Source organism: Methanoregula sp. (assembly GCF_028712425.1).
GTDB lineage: Archaea > Halobacteriota > Methanomicrobia > Methanomicrobiales > Methanospirillaceae > Methanoregula.
The window spans coordinates 47068-63416 of sequence record NZ_JAQTQD010000002.1 but is presented as its reverse complement, the minus strand read 5'-3'; the positions used below and the strand labels follow the sequence as shown (position 1 = coordinate 63416).

12 protein-coding genes are annotated in these 16349 nt (G+C 55.9%); 9 read left to right on the top strand and 3 right to left on the bottom strand.

Translation table 11 applies throughout. The features are described 5' to 3' along the window. Positions 1–2 precede the first annotated feature (2 nt). The 3 genes from PHF39_RS01210 (at position 3) to PHF39_RS01200 (ending at position 5527) form a co-directional block, all read left to right on the top strand. Entirely contained in the window at positions 3–3035 is a 3033-nt protein-coding gene (locus tag PHF39_RS01210) for a PAS domain S-box protein (protein WP_300219345.1), read from the top strand. Further along, positions 3036–3983, top strand: a complete 948-nt coding sequence (locus PHF39_RS01205) for a response regulator (RefSeq protein WP_300219342.1) — start codon at positions 3036–3038, stop codon at positions 3981–3983. It begins immediately after the preceding gene. A gap of 488 nt (positions 3984–4471) precedes the next feature. Continuing rightward, complete coding sequence (locus tag PHF39_RS01200; RefSeq protein ID WP_300219340.1) at positions 4472–5527, top strand: AI-2E family transporter; 1056 nt, start codon at positions 4472–4474, stop codon at positions 5525–5527. A gap of 653 nt (positions 5528–6180) precedes the next feature. Here the strand turns inward: PHF39_RS01200 and PHF39_RS01195 are convergent. Then, positions 6181–6885, bottom strand: coding sequence for a hypothetical protein (locus tag PHF39_RS01195; protein ID WP_300219338.1), 705 nt, complete (start codon positions 6883–6885; stop codon positions 6181–6183). A 268-nt stretch (positions 6886–7153) separates the two neighbouring features. On the opposite strand from PHF39_RS01195, the gene PHF39_RS01190 reads away from it, so the two are divergent. Next, on the top strand, positions 7154–9283 hold the full coding sequence (locus tag PHF39_RS01190) for a SpoIIE family protein phosphatase (protein ID WP_300219336.1): 2130 nt from the start codon (positions 7154–7156) through the stop codon (positions 9281–9283). A 54-nt stretch (positions 9284–9337) separates the two neighbouring features. On the opposite strand, the gene PHF39_RS01185 is transcribed toward PHF39_RS01190, so the two are convergent. Together PHF39_RS01185 and PHF39_RS01180 are read right to left on the bottom strand one after the other, a co-directional pair. Further along, on the bottom strand, positions 9338–9937 hold the full coding sequence (locus tag PHF39_RS01185; RefSeq protein ID WP_300219334.1) for a hypothetical protein: 600 nt from the start codon (positions 9935–9937) through the stop codon (positions 9338–9340). A 132-nt stretch (positions 9938–10069) separates the two neighbouring features. After that, positions 10070–11995 (bottom strand): agmatine deiminase family protein, encoded by a 1926-nt coding sequence (locus PHF39_RS01180; protein ID WP_300219332.1) that lies wholly within the window; start codon positions 11993–11995, stop codon positions 10070–10072. 136 nt (positions 11996–12131) lie between these two features. On the opposite strand from PHF39_RS01180, the gene PHF39_RS01175 reads away from it, so the two are divergent. The 5 genes from PHF39_RS01175 to PHF39_RS01155 all read left to right on the top strand — a co-directional run bounded on the left by PHF39_RS01175 (position 12132) and on the right by PHF39_RS01155 (position 16323). Continuing rightward, on the top strand, positions 12132–12578 hold the full coding sequence (locus tag PHF39_RS01175; protein WP_300219330.1) for a DUF2178 domain-containing protein: 447 nt from the start codon (positions 12132–12134) through the stop codon (positions 12576–12578). Further along, a complete protein-coding gene (locus tag PHF39_RS01170) occupies positions 12568–12789 on the top strand; it encodes a helix-turn-helix transcriptional regulator (RefSeq protein ID WP_300219328.1) in 222 nt (73 codons plus the stop codon). Before PHF39_RS01175 ends, PHF39_RS01170 begins: the two co-directional genes overlap by 11 nt. 287 nt (positions 12790–13076) lie before the next feature. Further along, positions 13077–14393: a hypothetical protein gene (locus PHF39_RS01165; RefSeq protein WP_300219326.1), complete on the top strand. Its 1317-nt coding sequence runs from the start codon at positions 13077–13079 to the stop codon at positions 14391–14393. A gap of 23 nt (positions 14394–14416) precedes the next feature. Further along, the gene (locus tag PHF39_RS01160) at positions 14417–15097 is read left to right on the top strand and encodes an ABC transporter ATP-binding protein (RefSeq protein ID WP_300219325.1); all 681 of its coding nucleotides are present in this window, start codon (positions 14417–14419) and stop codon (positions 15095–15097) included. Next, positions 15094–16323: an ABC transporter permease gene (locus PHF39_RS01155; RefSeq protein WP_300219323.1), complete on the top strand. Its 1230-nt coding sequence runs from the start codon at positions 15094–15096 to the stop codon at positions 16321–16323. The genes PHF39_RS01160 and PHF39_RS01155 overlap by 4 nt, the downstream gene beginning before the upstream one ends. Positions 16324–16349: the final 26 nt, after the last annotated feature.

The following is a 16349-nucleotide window of genomic DNA, read 5'->3' as shown; positions in this document are numbered from 1 at the left end:
TCATGAAAATTCCCCGGGTGCAGGGAATCCGGATGACCGAGCGGCGGTGGCAGGCACTGGTGCTGGCAGCATCGGCTGTCGTCATCATCCTGACCGCGTGGTGCCTGGCAAACGGCATCACGATCATCTTCATGCACCTGTACTACATTCCCATCACCCTCCTTGCCTACCACTACCGGAAAAAAGGCATTGTAGGTACAGTCCTGCTGAGCGCGATCTTTTGCCTCCTTGTCATTGGTTACGGGGCCGGTGCCAGTGAAGTCGCAGGAGCATTCATCCTCGCCTGCGTGTTCGTGGCCGTCGGAGCTCTTATCGCATTCCTTTTCGAGGCTGTCACTGCGTCACGGGACAGCCTGAAGAAGGCGGGGGATATCCAGCTGGGGATTGTCCAGAATGCCAATGTCCTGCTGATAGTAATGGAAAAGAACGGTATCATCCGCGAATGGAACCGGGCAGCAGAAGAGATCAGCGGTTACCCTGCAAACGAAGTCATCGGCAAAAACACGATCTGGAAACACCTGTATCCTGACAACGGATACCGGAAGGAGATCACCAGAACGATTGCCGGCATCATTGAAAAAAATGATTACCTGGAAAATTTCCGGACCGCCATTTCCTGCCGTGACGGATCGACAAAGACCATTCTCTGGAATACCAAGATGCTGCCCCCGGCAAGCGATGAACAGGCCCGGTTCATCGCTGTGGGAGTTGATATCACGGAGCGCACCCGTGCCGAGGATGCCCTGAAGGAGAGCGAGGAGAAGATACTCCTTTTACTCAACTCGGCAGCTGAGGGGGTGTACGGGATCGACATGAACGGCAACTGTACGTTCTGCAATGCGGCCTGCCTCAGGATACTCGGATACTCTGACGAGAAGGAACTGCTCGGCAGGAACATGCACAGGCAGATCCACGGGAAGCATGCGGACGGTTCCCCGTTCCCGGTTGAAGAATGCCGGATCTACCAGGCATTCAGGAGAGGCGCGGGCACGCATGTCGATGATGAAGTGCTCTGGCGTGCCGACGGGACCTCGTTCCCTGCCGAGTACTGGTCCTACCCCCAGCGCGCCAATGGTGAGATTGTTGGCGCCGTGGTCACATTTTTTGACATCACGGAAAGGAAACGGATCGAAAATGCGCTGCGGGAGAGTGAACTGAAGTACCGCACGCTCTTCGAGAACATGCTCGAAGGGTTTGCCTACTGTCGCATGATCTACGATGGGGAGGGCCACCCTTCGGACTGGGTGTATCTTTCCGTTAACCGTGCGTTCGGGCAGATGACAGGGCTTTACGGTATTGAGGGAAAGCGGGTGCTCGAAGTGATACCCGATATCCGGAAACTCACACCTGAAATCTTCGACATGTACGGGCGTGTTACACTGACGGGCGTTCCGGAAACATTCGAGATCGATTTCAAGCCACTCGGTCGGTGGTTGAAAGTCTCCGCGTTCAGCCCGGAGAAGGACTATTTCGTTGCGGTCTTCGAAGATATTACTGAACGAATAACGAGCCAGGACCGTATCCAGGAGCTCCTCCAGGTCAGGGAGGAGCAGCTCCGTATCATCAACACCAGCCCGGCGATCTCCTTCCTCTGGAAAGCCGAAGAGGGGTGGCCGGTCGAGGGCGTGAGCGAGAACATCTCACAGTTCGGACATGTCCCGGATGACTTTACCTCAGGCCGAATCGCTTTCTCTTCCATCATTTATCCTGACGATCGTGAACGTGTGGCGAGCGAGGTCGCGCACAACAGCAACCACCAGACCAACGACTTCATCCAGGAATACCGGATCTTCGATAAGAACCACGACGTGCACTGGATATCCGATTATACCCATATCAGGAGGAACGAGGCCGGGAGTATCACTCACTACGAGGGGATCGTCCTCGACATAACCAACCAGAAACTTGCCGAAGAGGCTCTCCGGGAAACCAACAAATACCTTTCCAGTCTCTTTGACTATGCCAACGCCCCGATCATCGTCTGGGACCCGGAGTTCCGGATTACCCGGTTCAACCATGCCTTCGAACGCCTGACCGGACTGGCAGAGCGCGATGTACTGGGAAAACATCTCTCGATCCTGTTTCCTGAGGAGATACGCCATTCCTCCATTGACCTTATCAGGTCAACGCTTGCGGGTGTGAGGATGGAGACTGCCGAGATCCCGATTCTCACCACATCGGGTGAGGTCCGGACCGTTCTCTGGAACTCGGCCACCATCTATGACGAAGATGGAAAGACCGCTATTGCCACCATCGCGCAGGGACAGGACATCACTATCCGGAAGAAGGCATTACAAGAACTGGAGCAGCTGAACGCCAACCTTGAGAACATTGTCGAAGAAAGGACCCATTCCCTCAACGAGGAGATCCGGCAGCGCCGGCAGGCAGAGGAGACTATTCGTGCTTCACTTGACGAAAAAGTGCTCCTTCTCCGCGAGATCCACCACCGCGTGAACAACAATCTCCAGATCATCATCAGCCTCGTAAAACTCCAGATGCGGAATGTAGAAGACGCGGAAATGAAACAGGTCCTTTCCGAGATGAGGAACCGGGTGGAGGCCATGTCCCTTGTCCATGAAAGACTGTACCAGTCAAAGAGCCTCTCCTCCATCGACATCGACGATTATACACGCTTCCTTGTAACCCAGCTCTTTGCATTCTACAGTGTGGATCGCCGGAGGATAGCGCTCCGGACAGACATTGAAAAGAACCTCATGGACATTGAAGTTGCCATCCCGCTCGGGCTCATCCTCAACGAACTGATCTCCAATGCCCTCATGCATGCCTTCCCGAACAACCGGACAGGGACGATCACGATCAGCAGCCACCTCGAAGGAGACCTGATCTCACTGGTTATCGCTGACGACGGGGCAGGCATGAGCCCGGAGTATGACTGGCGGGGGACCTCATCCCTTGGATTCCGCCTCGTGAACAGCCTTGTCGACCAGCTGGGGGGGACGATCGAGCAGACAACGGGGGATGGAACAACATTTATTATCCTATTTCCCAGAAAGACTACAACAGGGAGTGCATGAGTGAGCGGACCTGCTATTTTTATCGTGGAAGATGAGGCAATCGTTGCAAGCGACATCAAGGAGACCCTGATCGGCCTTGGGTATACCGCGGCAGGCATGGCAAAGTCCGGGGAAATCGCCCTTGAGAAGATCGCGCAGAACCGCCCGGACCTCGTCCTGATGGACATCCACCTTGCCGGGGAGATGGACGGGATTGACACCGCGGGAAAGATCCACGTGCTGTATGGTATCCCGGTCATCTACCTGACCGCGTATGCCGACAAGGTCCTGCTCGAGCGCGCGAAAGTGACTGAGCCATACGGCTATGTCGTCAAACCCTACGACGAGCGGGAACTCCACTCCGTCATCGAGATGGCCCTGTACAAGCACCGCATCGAACACGAGATCAAAAAACGCGATGCTATCCTCTTTGCGGTCAGCTCAGCCGTGGAATGGCTCCTGCGCGTCTCGCGCAAGGGAGCCCCGGCATCGGATAAAATACCGGATTTCGCAGCCTCCGACATCCGCGACATTCTCGAACCCATCGGCCTGGCACTGGATGCTGGTGCCATCGGGATCTTTCAGGTCCGGTCTTCGGGCCCGGCACCCGTCATCAGCATGCTCTACGAATGGGGGTGCCCGGAGTACCATTCATCCCTCTTCAAGCTGGAACTGAAACAGTTCACCTTTGCAACCATGGGGCTGTCGCGGTGGGAAAGTCTCCTGAGGAGGGGTGAGCAGATCTCCGCGGTTGTTTCAACGCTCCCTCCTGAGGAACGGAAACTCTTCAGCCTCCTTGGCGCGAGAGCCGGAGTCATCATCCCGATATTCATTTATGATAATCTCTTTGGGTTCATCGGCTTCTTCGATCTCACCGAAAAGATCCATTCGCCTGAAGAGATCGAAGCGCTCCGCATCACGGCAAACCTTCTCGGCGCAGCTATCGGGTACCAGCAATCCGGGCAATAACGACCTCATTTTCTTTGCCAGCGGACCGGGAAACGGTGTGGGCGTCATCGTTCTGGCATTTGGGTCACGATTCCCGGGGAAGAGATCAGGGCTCCCTGGTAATACGGCTTCCGTCCAGAAAGCATATAAAACAAAATGTAAAACATATTTTACATATACCGGTGCGACAACGCACAGGTATTGCAGTATCGCAAAAAGAACACCAGGAAGACAAGCAGCGAGAACACCAGGCATTGTCCCTTCGGGACAGACACCACCTGTACCTTTCCCTGCCCCGTGTTGGGCGGGGGATTATATCTCATTTTTCCACAACCTTCCTGATACGCGATATGCGCTACTCCTGCAATCGTCTTTTACCCTGACTCAAAGCCCCTATTGCTGCGTTCGGGATTATCATAATAACGGTGGGGTCCAGCCCGGGAAACCAGAGAGGGGGAATTTTTCACAATAAGCTTTGTATCATCTCCCGCCAGATAGAAGACTGTCTCATGGTCCCTGCGGAAACCCCACGGTTCGAACAGACGCTTCTTGCCATTGCGCTTGTCTTTTTCATCGTCATCGCCGTGAAGATGACATCGTACATCATCTCGCTCATCCTGATGTCCCTCATCATCACGCTTCTTACCATACCGGCGCTTGTCTGGCTGAAAAACAAGAGGCTCCCGGACACTCTGGCAATAGCACTCATCACCCTTGCTGCAGTCCTGGTCATCGCGGCCATCGGATATATTGCAGTATTCTCGTTCCAGTTGCTGCTGAATGATATGCCGCAGTTCCAGCAGGAACTCGCCCTGCGGCTTGACGAGCTCATGACGATCCTCTCCAGTTTTGGCATCTCGATTGAGACCGACAGTATCAGGTCCCTCGATCTCAAGGAGTTCTTCTCGATGGGTGTCGCCGGGGCGACAACGATAGCCGAGGGCCTCATGTTCCTCTTCTTTGTTGCAGTGACCTCGTTTTTTATGCTCCTTGAAGCCCCGAGGCTCACGGAACGCTTCGAGGCACGGTATGGAAAGGACTCGCAGACCGTCAGGCAGTTCGGGAAGATGTCCGGGTACATCATCGATTTCATCGTTGTCCGAACCGAGACGAACTTCATTCACGGGATCCTCTTTGGGGGGTTTTTGACAGTCATGGGAATCCATGGTGCGCTCCTCTGGGGACTCCTCACGTTCCTCCTTGGGTATATCCCCTACTTCGGCCTGATCATAGCAGCAGTCCCCGCCATCTTCTTTGCGTGGCTCCAGTTCGGCATTCCCGGGGCAATCACGGTAATTGTAGTGGTCTGCATCCTCAACCTGATCGTGGAAAACCCGATCTTTTCCTATCTCACCTCAAGAAAATACGAGATCCCGGCACTCATCGTGATCCTTTCCGTGATCTTCTGGGGCTGGCTGCTGGGGATTGTCGGGATGCTCTTTGCCATCCCGTGCACCCTCATCTGCCTGCTGGTGATCCAGTTGTCCGACGACCTGCGCTGGATCAATGATTTTCTGGGTGTCGGGCACCTGTTTGAAGAGCATACGCGAAAGAAAGACGATTGAACCCGGGTGTGGCACCAGGTACCTGCAACGGGGTCCGGTTGCCGGGGGACATTCGCGGATATCCCGAACAATCACAGGGAGTCCACTATCCCGGGCAAGGGCGAGCAGGAGAACACGTGCCGGCAGGAGAGCATGGAACAACGCCATGGCTCACATCGGTGCCCGTGCAGAATTAACCGGCTTGTCACCGGCAGTTTTCCGGAACAAAACCATATCGCGGTGCCGCGACAGTGCATCAAATCGTGTTTGAAAACAGGTTCCTGGGCATATTTCACCAATGGTTTCTCGGGTGGTGAAATGCTGATCATGCTTCCAGGAACGGTTCCGAATGAAACGAAGGGATCTCTTTTCACTCAGGTCATGTGCTGGTTTGAGTACCATGCAGGCCCCGGACCCTCCACGGCCTCATGCCCTGATAACTATTATTGTTACTATTAACTATATAAACATATGTTTTATTCGAAAAACGAATATTCTTGATTTTATCGCGAATATTTGTCAAAATATTCGGTTTTCTCACACAGATCGAAATTTCACGCAAAAAGGAGGTCTCAATTCTTTTCACTGGTGAATACAAGGCACATTCATGCAAAAAATAATAGAAAAGGGAGACGGATTTCCATTCTTGGGACAGGGAAGAGTTCATATAGTGATTAGTGCCGGTAATGGAAGAGACCAGCAATAACGATCCCACCGGCCAGCATGGTGCATATGAGCAGGGGGTCCGGCCCGGGTGCATAGGTCTGTTTTTTCGCCGGCAATGCGGTTGTGACGGGAGTCTCTGTTGGCACGGGGGTGATCACCAGGACAATCTCTTCGGGCACCGTTGTGGGTATCTCGGTCGGCACTGGGGTAGGGACAATAACCATGGCAGTCTTCTTCACCAGTTTCCCGTATACAGTCTTTGCCGCAGGATCAAGTTCCTGCAGCCGGAGCACGGCAATCTCCCCCGTCACGCCAGTGTCAGGAACCGTGCCGGTCAGGGAAACATCGACGGTGAACTGTTTCCGGGAAAAACTCAGGGCCCACCCGTCAAGTCGTACCTGGGCAGACTGCCGGTCTGCCAGCTGCGTGGTCATCGGCTCGTCGTTCATCTCCTCGGTCTTGACTACAACCCAGTGCGGCTCAAGGAGATCCGTATACATCACAAGGGAATTATCGGAGTCGAAGGTTGTTCCGGTGTCAAACGAGCTGAAACTCAGGGAATATCCGGCATTCACCTGGCTGCCGGGCTGGAGCTCGGCGCCGGATGACGGGCCGGTCCAGCCGGCGAATGTCCATGCCGATACCGGCATGACAACAAGGAGGAGAAGCAGGGTGATGAGAATAGATCGGAAAAAAACCGGTGAGTGGTTCATACGTTCTTAAAGAAGACCGGAAAAACCATAAAGATACCGGTTTTATGCAAGATAGCGCGCTCTCCCGTCGCAAAAACTCCGCATCGCGGAGCCTGTGCCCGTGAGTCCTGCCATATCCTGCCTCACGTTTATTAGCATCACGGGTGCAATGGATGTAAATGCATCCCACCGGCTGCCGGCGGATCCCGGATGGCACCATCCGGCGGGACCCGGCCGCAAAAGTGCCGGTTCTTCCCCATCCTGCCTGCTCATATCCCCGTGATCCCCCATGACGTTATCCCGATTCACCCTGCCACAATGCAGCGTCAGGACAAAGATCCTGGCGGTGTTCCTGACACTCTCCCTCATCACGCTCCTCGTCACGGGATACATAGCGCTCTTTACCATCAGCAGCCTCGCGAGATCAGCCGAGTCCGGCAGCGTACAGCAGGGGCAGCAGGCTGTTGACATTGCCACCTGTGCGCTCCAGCAGTCTGCCGAGCTGTACCTCCAGCAGGCAGCAACGGACCAGGCTGCGATCGCAGGCACCCTCTTCAACGACACCGAGACGGAACTCGACCTCCTCTCCGTACAGGCAGCCACCCTGCAGGGCAATCCGCCGGTTGTGCCGGTCATTCGGTCGTATAACCGGAATACGCCACCGGTGAACCCCCTGAATGCGACCCGCTTCCTCATCAGCCCGAAGAGCACTGTCACCCTGAATTCCGAGGAGTTTTTAAAGTCCGCAGGTATGGACGACCTCTTGCAGGGGATGTATGTCACCGATTCTGACCTGGTCTCGGTTTTCCTCGCAACCGACTCCGGCATCCTGCGGTCCTATCCCTGGGAGGACACGGAGCCGGACCAGTTCGATCACCGTACCCGTGCCTGGTTTGCCGGTGCAAAGGACACAAACGGCATCTATTGGTCCAAGCCCTATGTTGACTCGTTCGGCCATGGCCTGGTGGTAACCTCGTCAAAGGCGCTGGAAACACCCTACGGGGCATGGGTCATCGGGAGTGATGTGCGGGTGGATGTGATCACCCGGGAATTCCTGAACACCACGCTCGGCGGAAGAGGGTACGCCGTTCTCATGGACAAAAACGGTGACATCATCAGCCGGCCACAGCTTGACGCCGGCGATTACCCGTGGGACCAGCCCTTTCCCCAGGACAACGTGTTCACGAGCCCTGACCCCGCGCTCAGGGCTGCCGGGAAGAACATGACCGAAGGCAGGACCGGGGTCGAGAGGGTGCAGTTCAACGGGGTGGATACCATTGTTGCCTATGCCCCGATCCCGTCGCAGGGCTGGAGCGTCGCCGTCTGCCTGCCGGTGAGCGTGGTGACGGCCCCCATCGATCAGACCCGTGCCGGGATAGAGGAATCGAGCCGGGATGCGGAAGAGAGGATCGCCATGCAGTCGCAGCAGGTAATGTTCCTCTTCTCCCTGCTCTCCGGCATCCTGATCATCATCGTCATCGCACTCTCCGTAATCCTGTCCAAAGCCATTACCCGCCCTGTCGACACCCTGCGGCAGGCAACGCAGGCCATCGGGAAAGGCGATCTTGCATACCGCGTCGAGCTCAGGACAGGCGACGAGTTCGAGGAACTTGGGGATTCCTTCAACCACATGGCAGCGGACCTCCGCCATACCATCGACAATCTCCAGCGCACCACTGCCGAAAAGGAGAGGTATGCAAGCGAAATGGAGATCGCGCAGGAGATCCAGCAGACATTCCTCCCGGAAACAATACCGGATATCCCGGGATTCGAGATCGTTGCAACAACGATCCCGGCAATGGAGATAGGGGGAGATCTCTATGACTTCATACCCCAGGAAGACGGCAGCATGGGCTTTGTCATCGGCGATGTCTCAGGCAAGGGCGTCAGTGCTGCCCTGTATATGGCCCTGTGCCGGACCCAGATCCATACCTGCGGAGCAGGAACAAAAGATCCCTCGGAAGCGATTGACCAGGCGAACCGGCTGATCTATGACGAGGGCAGGTCAAGCATGTTCATCACGGTCTTCTATGCCATTCTCGATCCACAGGCAATGTCACTCTCGTATGTGAACGCCGGACACAATCCCCCGCTGCTGATCCGAAACGAACCCCCCGTTGCGTGGTTTCTTGAAGGTAAGGGGATTGCGCTCGGCGTGATCGATGATACCCGGGTAAAGACCCAGGCGCTCCCGCTCCAACGCGGAGACCTCCTCGTGCTGTATACTGACGGCGTTACCGAGGCCTTCAACGAACGGGAGGAATATTACGGTGAGGAGCGGATGATCGCGGCTATAACGAAGAACAGGAGCCGCCCGGCCCGGGAAATCGGGGAGGCTCTCCTTGAGGACATCCGGTTGTTTGCGGGATCGGCACCCCAGTCGGATGATATCACCTTCATTCTCATTAAAGTCAGGTAAGCATGCGGCAATTCACCCGGTGATCCCGGGTGCAATGCTCACGCAATGGCAGGATCAGGGGTGATCTGCAGAAGGCCTCGTCCCACAACAATGGTATACATCTTTGCCGGGGCTGCACAACGAAAAGAGTCCCTGCGACGTAAAATCTTCCTCCGAACCCTTACCTGAGACGATCTTGTCTGCCCCAACGGCATTTGCATCCACGGTGGCAACCAGCGCTTCCAGGGCTGATAGAGGATAATGGCTGTTAAGGTGCTCCAGGAGTTCCCCGATCAATTCACGGTGGGAAACCGCGGACCGTGCGCATTCGTGGTCACTCCCGAGACTGGCGTGGCAGGTCTCCGCGAGGTATACATGGACAAGAGCCCCCAGTTCCGCAAGCAGGAGGTCGCGGTACACCTGCCCGTGCTCGTCAAGCAGGGCATCGAGTTTCTCTACGATCCGGGTGTATTCCTGTACAAGAAACGCCTTTTCTTCCGGTAATAGAGAGGTAGAATTCATAAGGGACCGGATCCTGCATTTCCCGACAAACGGTGCACTCGCGTGCCAGGAACCGGGATCCGATGGTGCAGAGAGGTGCCGGGCAGTCTCGCTGACCGATTGTTCGAACAACGTGATCTGGTCCTTGAGGAAAGCAGCAGAGTGTGTGTGCATGGGTGATCCTGCTCGTAGTTGGGGATTGTTACAGAGACACGGTGATGATGACCGGTTGAAGTATATATTATGCGTCTTCGCTCTAAAAAAAAGGATCCCACGTACCAAAAACCGCGGGATGTCCTTCCTCATTCAGATCCGGGGCTGCTGCTGGGTGGCGCAATGGAAGGTTCCAAACCCTTCGACCATGGCGCGGGCCAAAATCCCAATCACTGTTCGATCCGGGAAGATTGTGCGCAGGATATCCAGCGCAGCGGTATCCCGGGGATCGTTGAAGACCGGCACGATCACGACCGTGTTGCCGATATAGAAATTCGTGTAGCTTGCGGGATAGCGCTGCCCGTCTGCATCTTCCACCAGTCCCGGCATCGGGAGCCGGATGACGGTGAGGGGGGTGCCATCCTCGGTGGTTGAGCGGGAGAGGATCTCGAAATTCTCGTGGAGCGGTGCATAATTTGCATCGGATGTGTCCTCCTCGTACGCGCAGATAACAGTCGAAGGCCCGACAAACCGTGCGATATCATCGATGTGCCCATCGGTATCATCACCTTCGATCCCCTCGTTGAGCCAGATGATCTTCTCTGCTCCAAGATACTCGCAGAGCATGCCTTCAATCTCCCCTTCGGAGAGCGAGGGATTGCGGTTGGGATTGAGGAGGCATGCCCGGGTGGTGAGGATTGTTCCCCGGCCATTGGTATCAAACGATCCTCCTTCCATCACGATCCCCGGCTCGAACAGCGGCAGGTTGAGCCGGCGGTTCATGTGGACCGGGATTTTCCCGTCCTGGAAATGGTCCTCGTACTTGCCGCCCCATGCATTGAATTCCCACCGCACCATGGCCAGCTTCCCAAGAGCACGGCTGACGACAAAGGTCGGGCCATAGTCGCGGATCCAGACATCCGAGTATTCGGTAGTATGGAGAATGACCCGGTCAAAATCAATGCCCATCTCCCTGAGCCGTGCCCGCACTTTCCGGTGCACCACTGCGGTGGGAACGAAGACCTCGACGCGTTCCGATGTATGGACATGCGCGATGAACTCGTAATATGCCTGTTCCACGGCGGGGATATCCAGGAAGGTGGAGATGTTGTGGGGCCACGAGATCCAGACCGCATCATGCGGCTCCCATTCCGCGGACATATGAAACCCGCGGTTTTGCGGCGTGTCTTTTTCCCGCAGGTCGGGGAATCTCGCTTCTTTTCCCGCAAACGGGACCGTGATCCGGGAATAGGTCTCCGGCCGGCGGTTGCGGAAGAATCCCCATGAATCCTGAACTTTGGCATTCATCGTGAGATCGACTGGCACGACCAGAACCTCCTCGGAATCCCCGGCCCGCGCAAGTACCTTGCCGAACGCATCGGCAACAAAGGAGCCGCCAAAAAACCGACAGCTGCCTTCGGTGCCGACACGATTCACCGCGGCGACATGGACACTGTTTGCCACGGCATGACTCCTCTGGATCAGTTCCCAAGCCTCCTGCCAGCCACCTTCTTTCGGGGTGTCCGGCCCCGGGTGGCCAATCGCTGTCGGGTAGAAGATGATGTCCGCCTCGTCAAGCGCTACAGAGCGTGCTGCCTCGGGGAACCACTGGTCAAAACAGATGAGCACCGCGATGGTGCCGTACCGGGTTGGAAAGACGCGGAACATGTCTCCCGGGTAGAAGTATCCCTTCTCGAAAAAACCCGGATCCTGCGGGATATGGACCTTGTGATAAGGCTCCGAAACAGTCCCGTCCGCATCGATCACCACAGCGGCGTTGAAAAATTTCCCGTCAACTGTCTTCTCATACACCGGGAGAATGATCACGACATTGTGCTCGCGGGCAAGGGCCGCAAAGATGATCGTCGACCTGCCGGGGATGGTCTCGGCAAGATCCGCCGTCTCCTGGCCGCTGTGCTGCGGAAAGTACCGGACATGATAAAGCTCAGGGAGGCAGATAACCTGTACCCCCCGCCCTGCTGCCTCTATTACCTTCCGGCGCGCCTTCTCAATGTTCTCCTCAGGATCGGGACCCATCGCCATCTGGATGAGCCCGAGCGTTACACCTTCCAGCTCCACACACCTCGTGGTGTATGGATTTTGCCTGATCTCATATGAGAGTATCCATCCGTGCCACTGCGGATTCACTCATGAATGCCGGTGTACAGCACATTTATCACGGGCGGAGGTTAAAAACCAATAATAACGGGAAATCATGAAGAAGAACACTTTTTATCTCATGTGCGGGTGTATCGCGCTCTTCCTGCTGGCAATCTTCTGGTACTCTGTGGAGATCCACAATCCTCTCTTCATCGAGATCGCATTCCTCCTTGGCATCGCTCTTGCCTACCTGGCGCGGAAGAAGGTCACCGATCTTGTCGAGGACGAGCGGAGCGCGAAGATCACGGAACAGGCCGTGCTCCGCACCTTCCAGGTGTTCTGGGTTGTTTTCTGTGCCTTTTCAATAGGCGCAGTCATGCAGATCCTGTATATTCCGCAGAGCCCCAAAGTATTCTTCACCCAGCCACCGCCGGCGCTCCTGTCGCCGAGGATGATGGGGTATTTCCAGCTCGCCCTCCTCTGCCTGATGATCTTCCTGTATGTCGGATTCAGGATCTACTATGCCCGCAAGTACGGGGACTGGGAGACCGATGAAGAATAAGATCAAGGTCTTCCGTGCCATGCACGATATGACCCAGGAAGACCTTGCGCAGGCAATCGGGGTAACCCGGCAGACCATCCTCGCCATTGAGAAGGGTAAGTACGTCCCCTCGCTTGACCTTGCGTTCCGCATTGCCCGGCACTTTGCGGTGAATATCGAAGAAGTTTTCACGTACGAGGACGAGCCCCCGGCAGCGGGGGGCCGGGGCTGACCGGTTGTTCCTGTTCCATACCCATGACATTCGGCTTGGATACTCTTTTTCGGGCCGGAACAATGCCATTTGCTTCCCATTTTTGCTGCGCGCGACAGCCCCTTTTTCTCTTCTTCCGGCCCCTGCACCGTCGTTTGAGTAATCCCGGCCTCCTGCAAGATTGTGGAAAACAATAATATACAAAATGTTAAACATACATTACAATCTGTTTGGATTACCAGCCATTGTTCCTGATTCAGTCAGGATTGGCACCAGCCAGAACCCATCATCACCATGCAGGAGAATCCATGAAACCACTACCCCTCATGACGGGCATCCTTTTCGTGCTCGTTGTCATCTCATCGGTCAGCGCAGCCGGAAACACCATCCAGGCAACCAGCAAGGAAGACGCCGCTGCACTCGTCTACGTATCCGGCTACGATATGGAACCCGCCGTGTTTTATCCCTACGAGTCCGGGACCATCACCGTTCGCGTAACGAACGCTGCCAATGCTTCAGTCGTCCTGTCTGAACCCAGCCTCATCGAATCGCGCATTAAAATCCTGAGTGAGAAGGCATACAATACCAAGACAACAATCGGTCCCGGGCAAACGGTCTCCTACACGTTTGTTGTCGAGGCCAATGCCATGGACGGGAAGTATTACCCGCTTTTCAGCATCTCACCCGTGATCAATACCTATCCCATCCATGCAACACTCACGCTCAAGGTGGACTCAACGGATGTGAGAGCAGGCATTGCAAAGAAACCCGACACCTTCTCCGCCTCCAAGAAAGAGACCGTGAATATCAGCATCACCAATCCCCGCGACGCAGGTGTGGATAATGTTCTCATTGTCCCGGAGAGCGATGGCGCTGAGGTCTTCCCGCAGGAATCCTATATCGGCACTCTTGCTGCCGGACAATCCGTGCAGGTCCCCTTCTCCATCACACCGGACAAGGAGACGAATGTCACGTTCCATGTCAGTTTCTTAAGCGGGGACACGAAGCACACCACGGAGGTTGTCCTGCCGGTCACCCTGGAAAAAGACAAGATGGGGGCCGAGATTGTTGTCAACAATATCGAGAGTTCGTCTTCCGGTATGACAACAACGCTGAAAGGCGATGTCACAAATAACGGGCTTACCGATGCAAAATCGATCCTTGTCACGGTCGGCGATCCAGCCCGGCCCGTCAACCCGAATCCTGTCTATGCCATCGGGAATCTCGAACCTGACGACTTTTCCAGCTTCGAGATCACGTACGCTTATGCAGGGAATAAGTCCGTACCGCTGATAGTCGAATACAAGGATGAAGAGGGAAATACATTCACGGAATCCTTCAGCATTGCTGCATCTGACAGCATGGCACTACCGGGAGCAGGTTCCGCGGCCCAGCTTGGAGCCGCAGGCTCTGTCCAGCGGAGGGGCATGTTCGGATCGTTCGGCTCCGGCTTCGGCCAGATCCCGGTGACAGAGATTGTCATCATCCTCGTGGCAATAGCACTTCTTGCCTATGTATGGAGAAAGGGGTATCTCAAATCCCTTGCAAACCGGTTCAGGAAAGATCCCCTTCCGGGAGGAAAGGATAATGATGATGATGACGACGATGAGCCGGTGGAGAAATAACCCGGCTTTTCCCTGGTACGACCATGACAGCAGTACCGGTCATCGAACTCCGGGATGTCACGAAGATCTACCCGCTCCCTTCCGGTAACGTGCTGGCGCTCGACCGCCTCTCGATCCGGATCGAGCGGGGCGAGTTTGTCGCCATCATGGGGCCTTCAGGCTCCGGCAAGTCCACTCTCCTCAACCAGATCGGGGGTCTGGATGTCCCGACCTCCGGGATCCTGCGCATCACCGGCAGGAACATCAGGAAGATGTCCGATGATGAACTCACCGACCTCCGGCTCAATACCATCGGCTACATCTTCCAGAAATTCAACCTTATCCCGCTCCTCACCGCGTTCGAGAACGTGGAGTACCCCTACATCCTCAAGCACCGGTGTAATGATACCACCGGCCGGGTCAGCCGGCTGCTCAATGAAGTGGGGATCAACACGCGCATGGCCAAACACAAGCCGGCCGAACTTTCCGGGGGGCAGCAGCAGCGGGTCGCCATAGCCCGGGCGCTCGTGAATGACCCGGACATCCTCCTCTGCGACGAACCGACCGGCAACCTGGACACAAAGACAGGCGCCCAGATCATGGATATGCTCATCGCGCTTCACCGCCAGGGCAGGACCGTCATCATCGTCACTCACGACCCATCTGTCGGAGAACAGGCAGAACGGATCATCCGGATCAAGGACGGGAAGGTGGACGAAACATGACGAAAGATATCATCCTCCAGCTCTCCATCAGGAGTATCCGGCTGAATTTCCTCCGTTCGCTGCTTGCAGCGCTCGGGATCGTGATCGGTGTCGTGGCCATCTCATCCATGGGCATGATGGGTGCGAACATGACCCTCTCGGTCACCGAGGAGCTCTCGGCCATGGCCAATGTACTGGTCGTGAAGGCGAATGCCAACGGGGGCGGCGGGGGAATGATGGGGCCCGGCGGGGGCGGTTCCGGCGGTTCATCGTCATCCGATGACGACTACATCAGCAAGGATCAGCTGGACGATATCGATCGGGCTGTCGGGCAGTACGGCCTGGTCTATCCCCTGTACCAGGACACCGAGACAATTGAGGTGGGTGACAACGAAGGGCGGGCGACTATCTACGGCCTGCGCGACGAGGACATGGCAACCGTACTGACTGTCGAGGAAGGGGCCCTCCCCAAGACCACGAGTTCGGTGGTTGTCGGCCCGTCCTTTGCCGAACGCCATGGCCTGACTATCGGCAGCAGGATCACGATAGGCGACGAAGATGACGACGAGGCAGTTGTCCAGAAAGTCCGGGTGGTGGGCATTCTCGAAGAGAAAGGCATGTCCATGGACATGAACACGGACAATGCCATCGTGATGCCCGAGAAGACCTTTGTCGGGTTGTTCGGGGGCGAAAGCGAGTACGATCAGGTCAATGTTATCCTCAACGACATCAATGACGCAGACACCGCAACGGAAGCCATCGAGAACCAGCTGAACCGCAAGGAGGACGAGATCACCGTGCAGGACAGCAGCAGGATGATGGAGAGCATTACCTCGACGGTCAGCACCCTGACAACGTTCGTCATGGCAATCGCCGCCATCTCGCTGCTCGTTGCCGCAACCTCGATCTTCAATGTGATGATGATGTCGGTGACCGAACGGATCCGCGAGATTGGTATCCTGCGGAGCATCGGCACGCGGAAGAACGAGGTGCTCCGGATGTTCATCTACGAAGCGGTGATCCTCGGCCTTGTCGGAGCCGCCATCGGCGCCATCATGAGCCTCGTCCTCGGCTGGCTCGTTGTGCTCGCCATGGTTGGGACAACGAAATATTTCTTCACCTTCCAAAGCCTCATTTATGTCCCGATGGCGATGCTGATCGGGATTGCCATCTGCATCTTCTCAGGCGTCTACCCCGCCTGGCGGGCAGCAAACCTCGACCCGATCGAGGCGCTCCGGAGCGACTAAAAAAAACCAGCCCGTAACCTGGATTC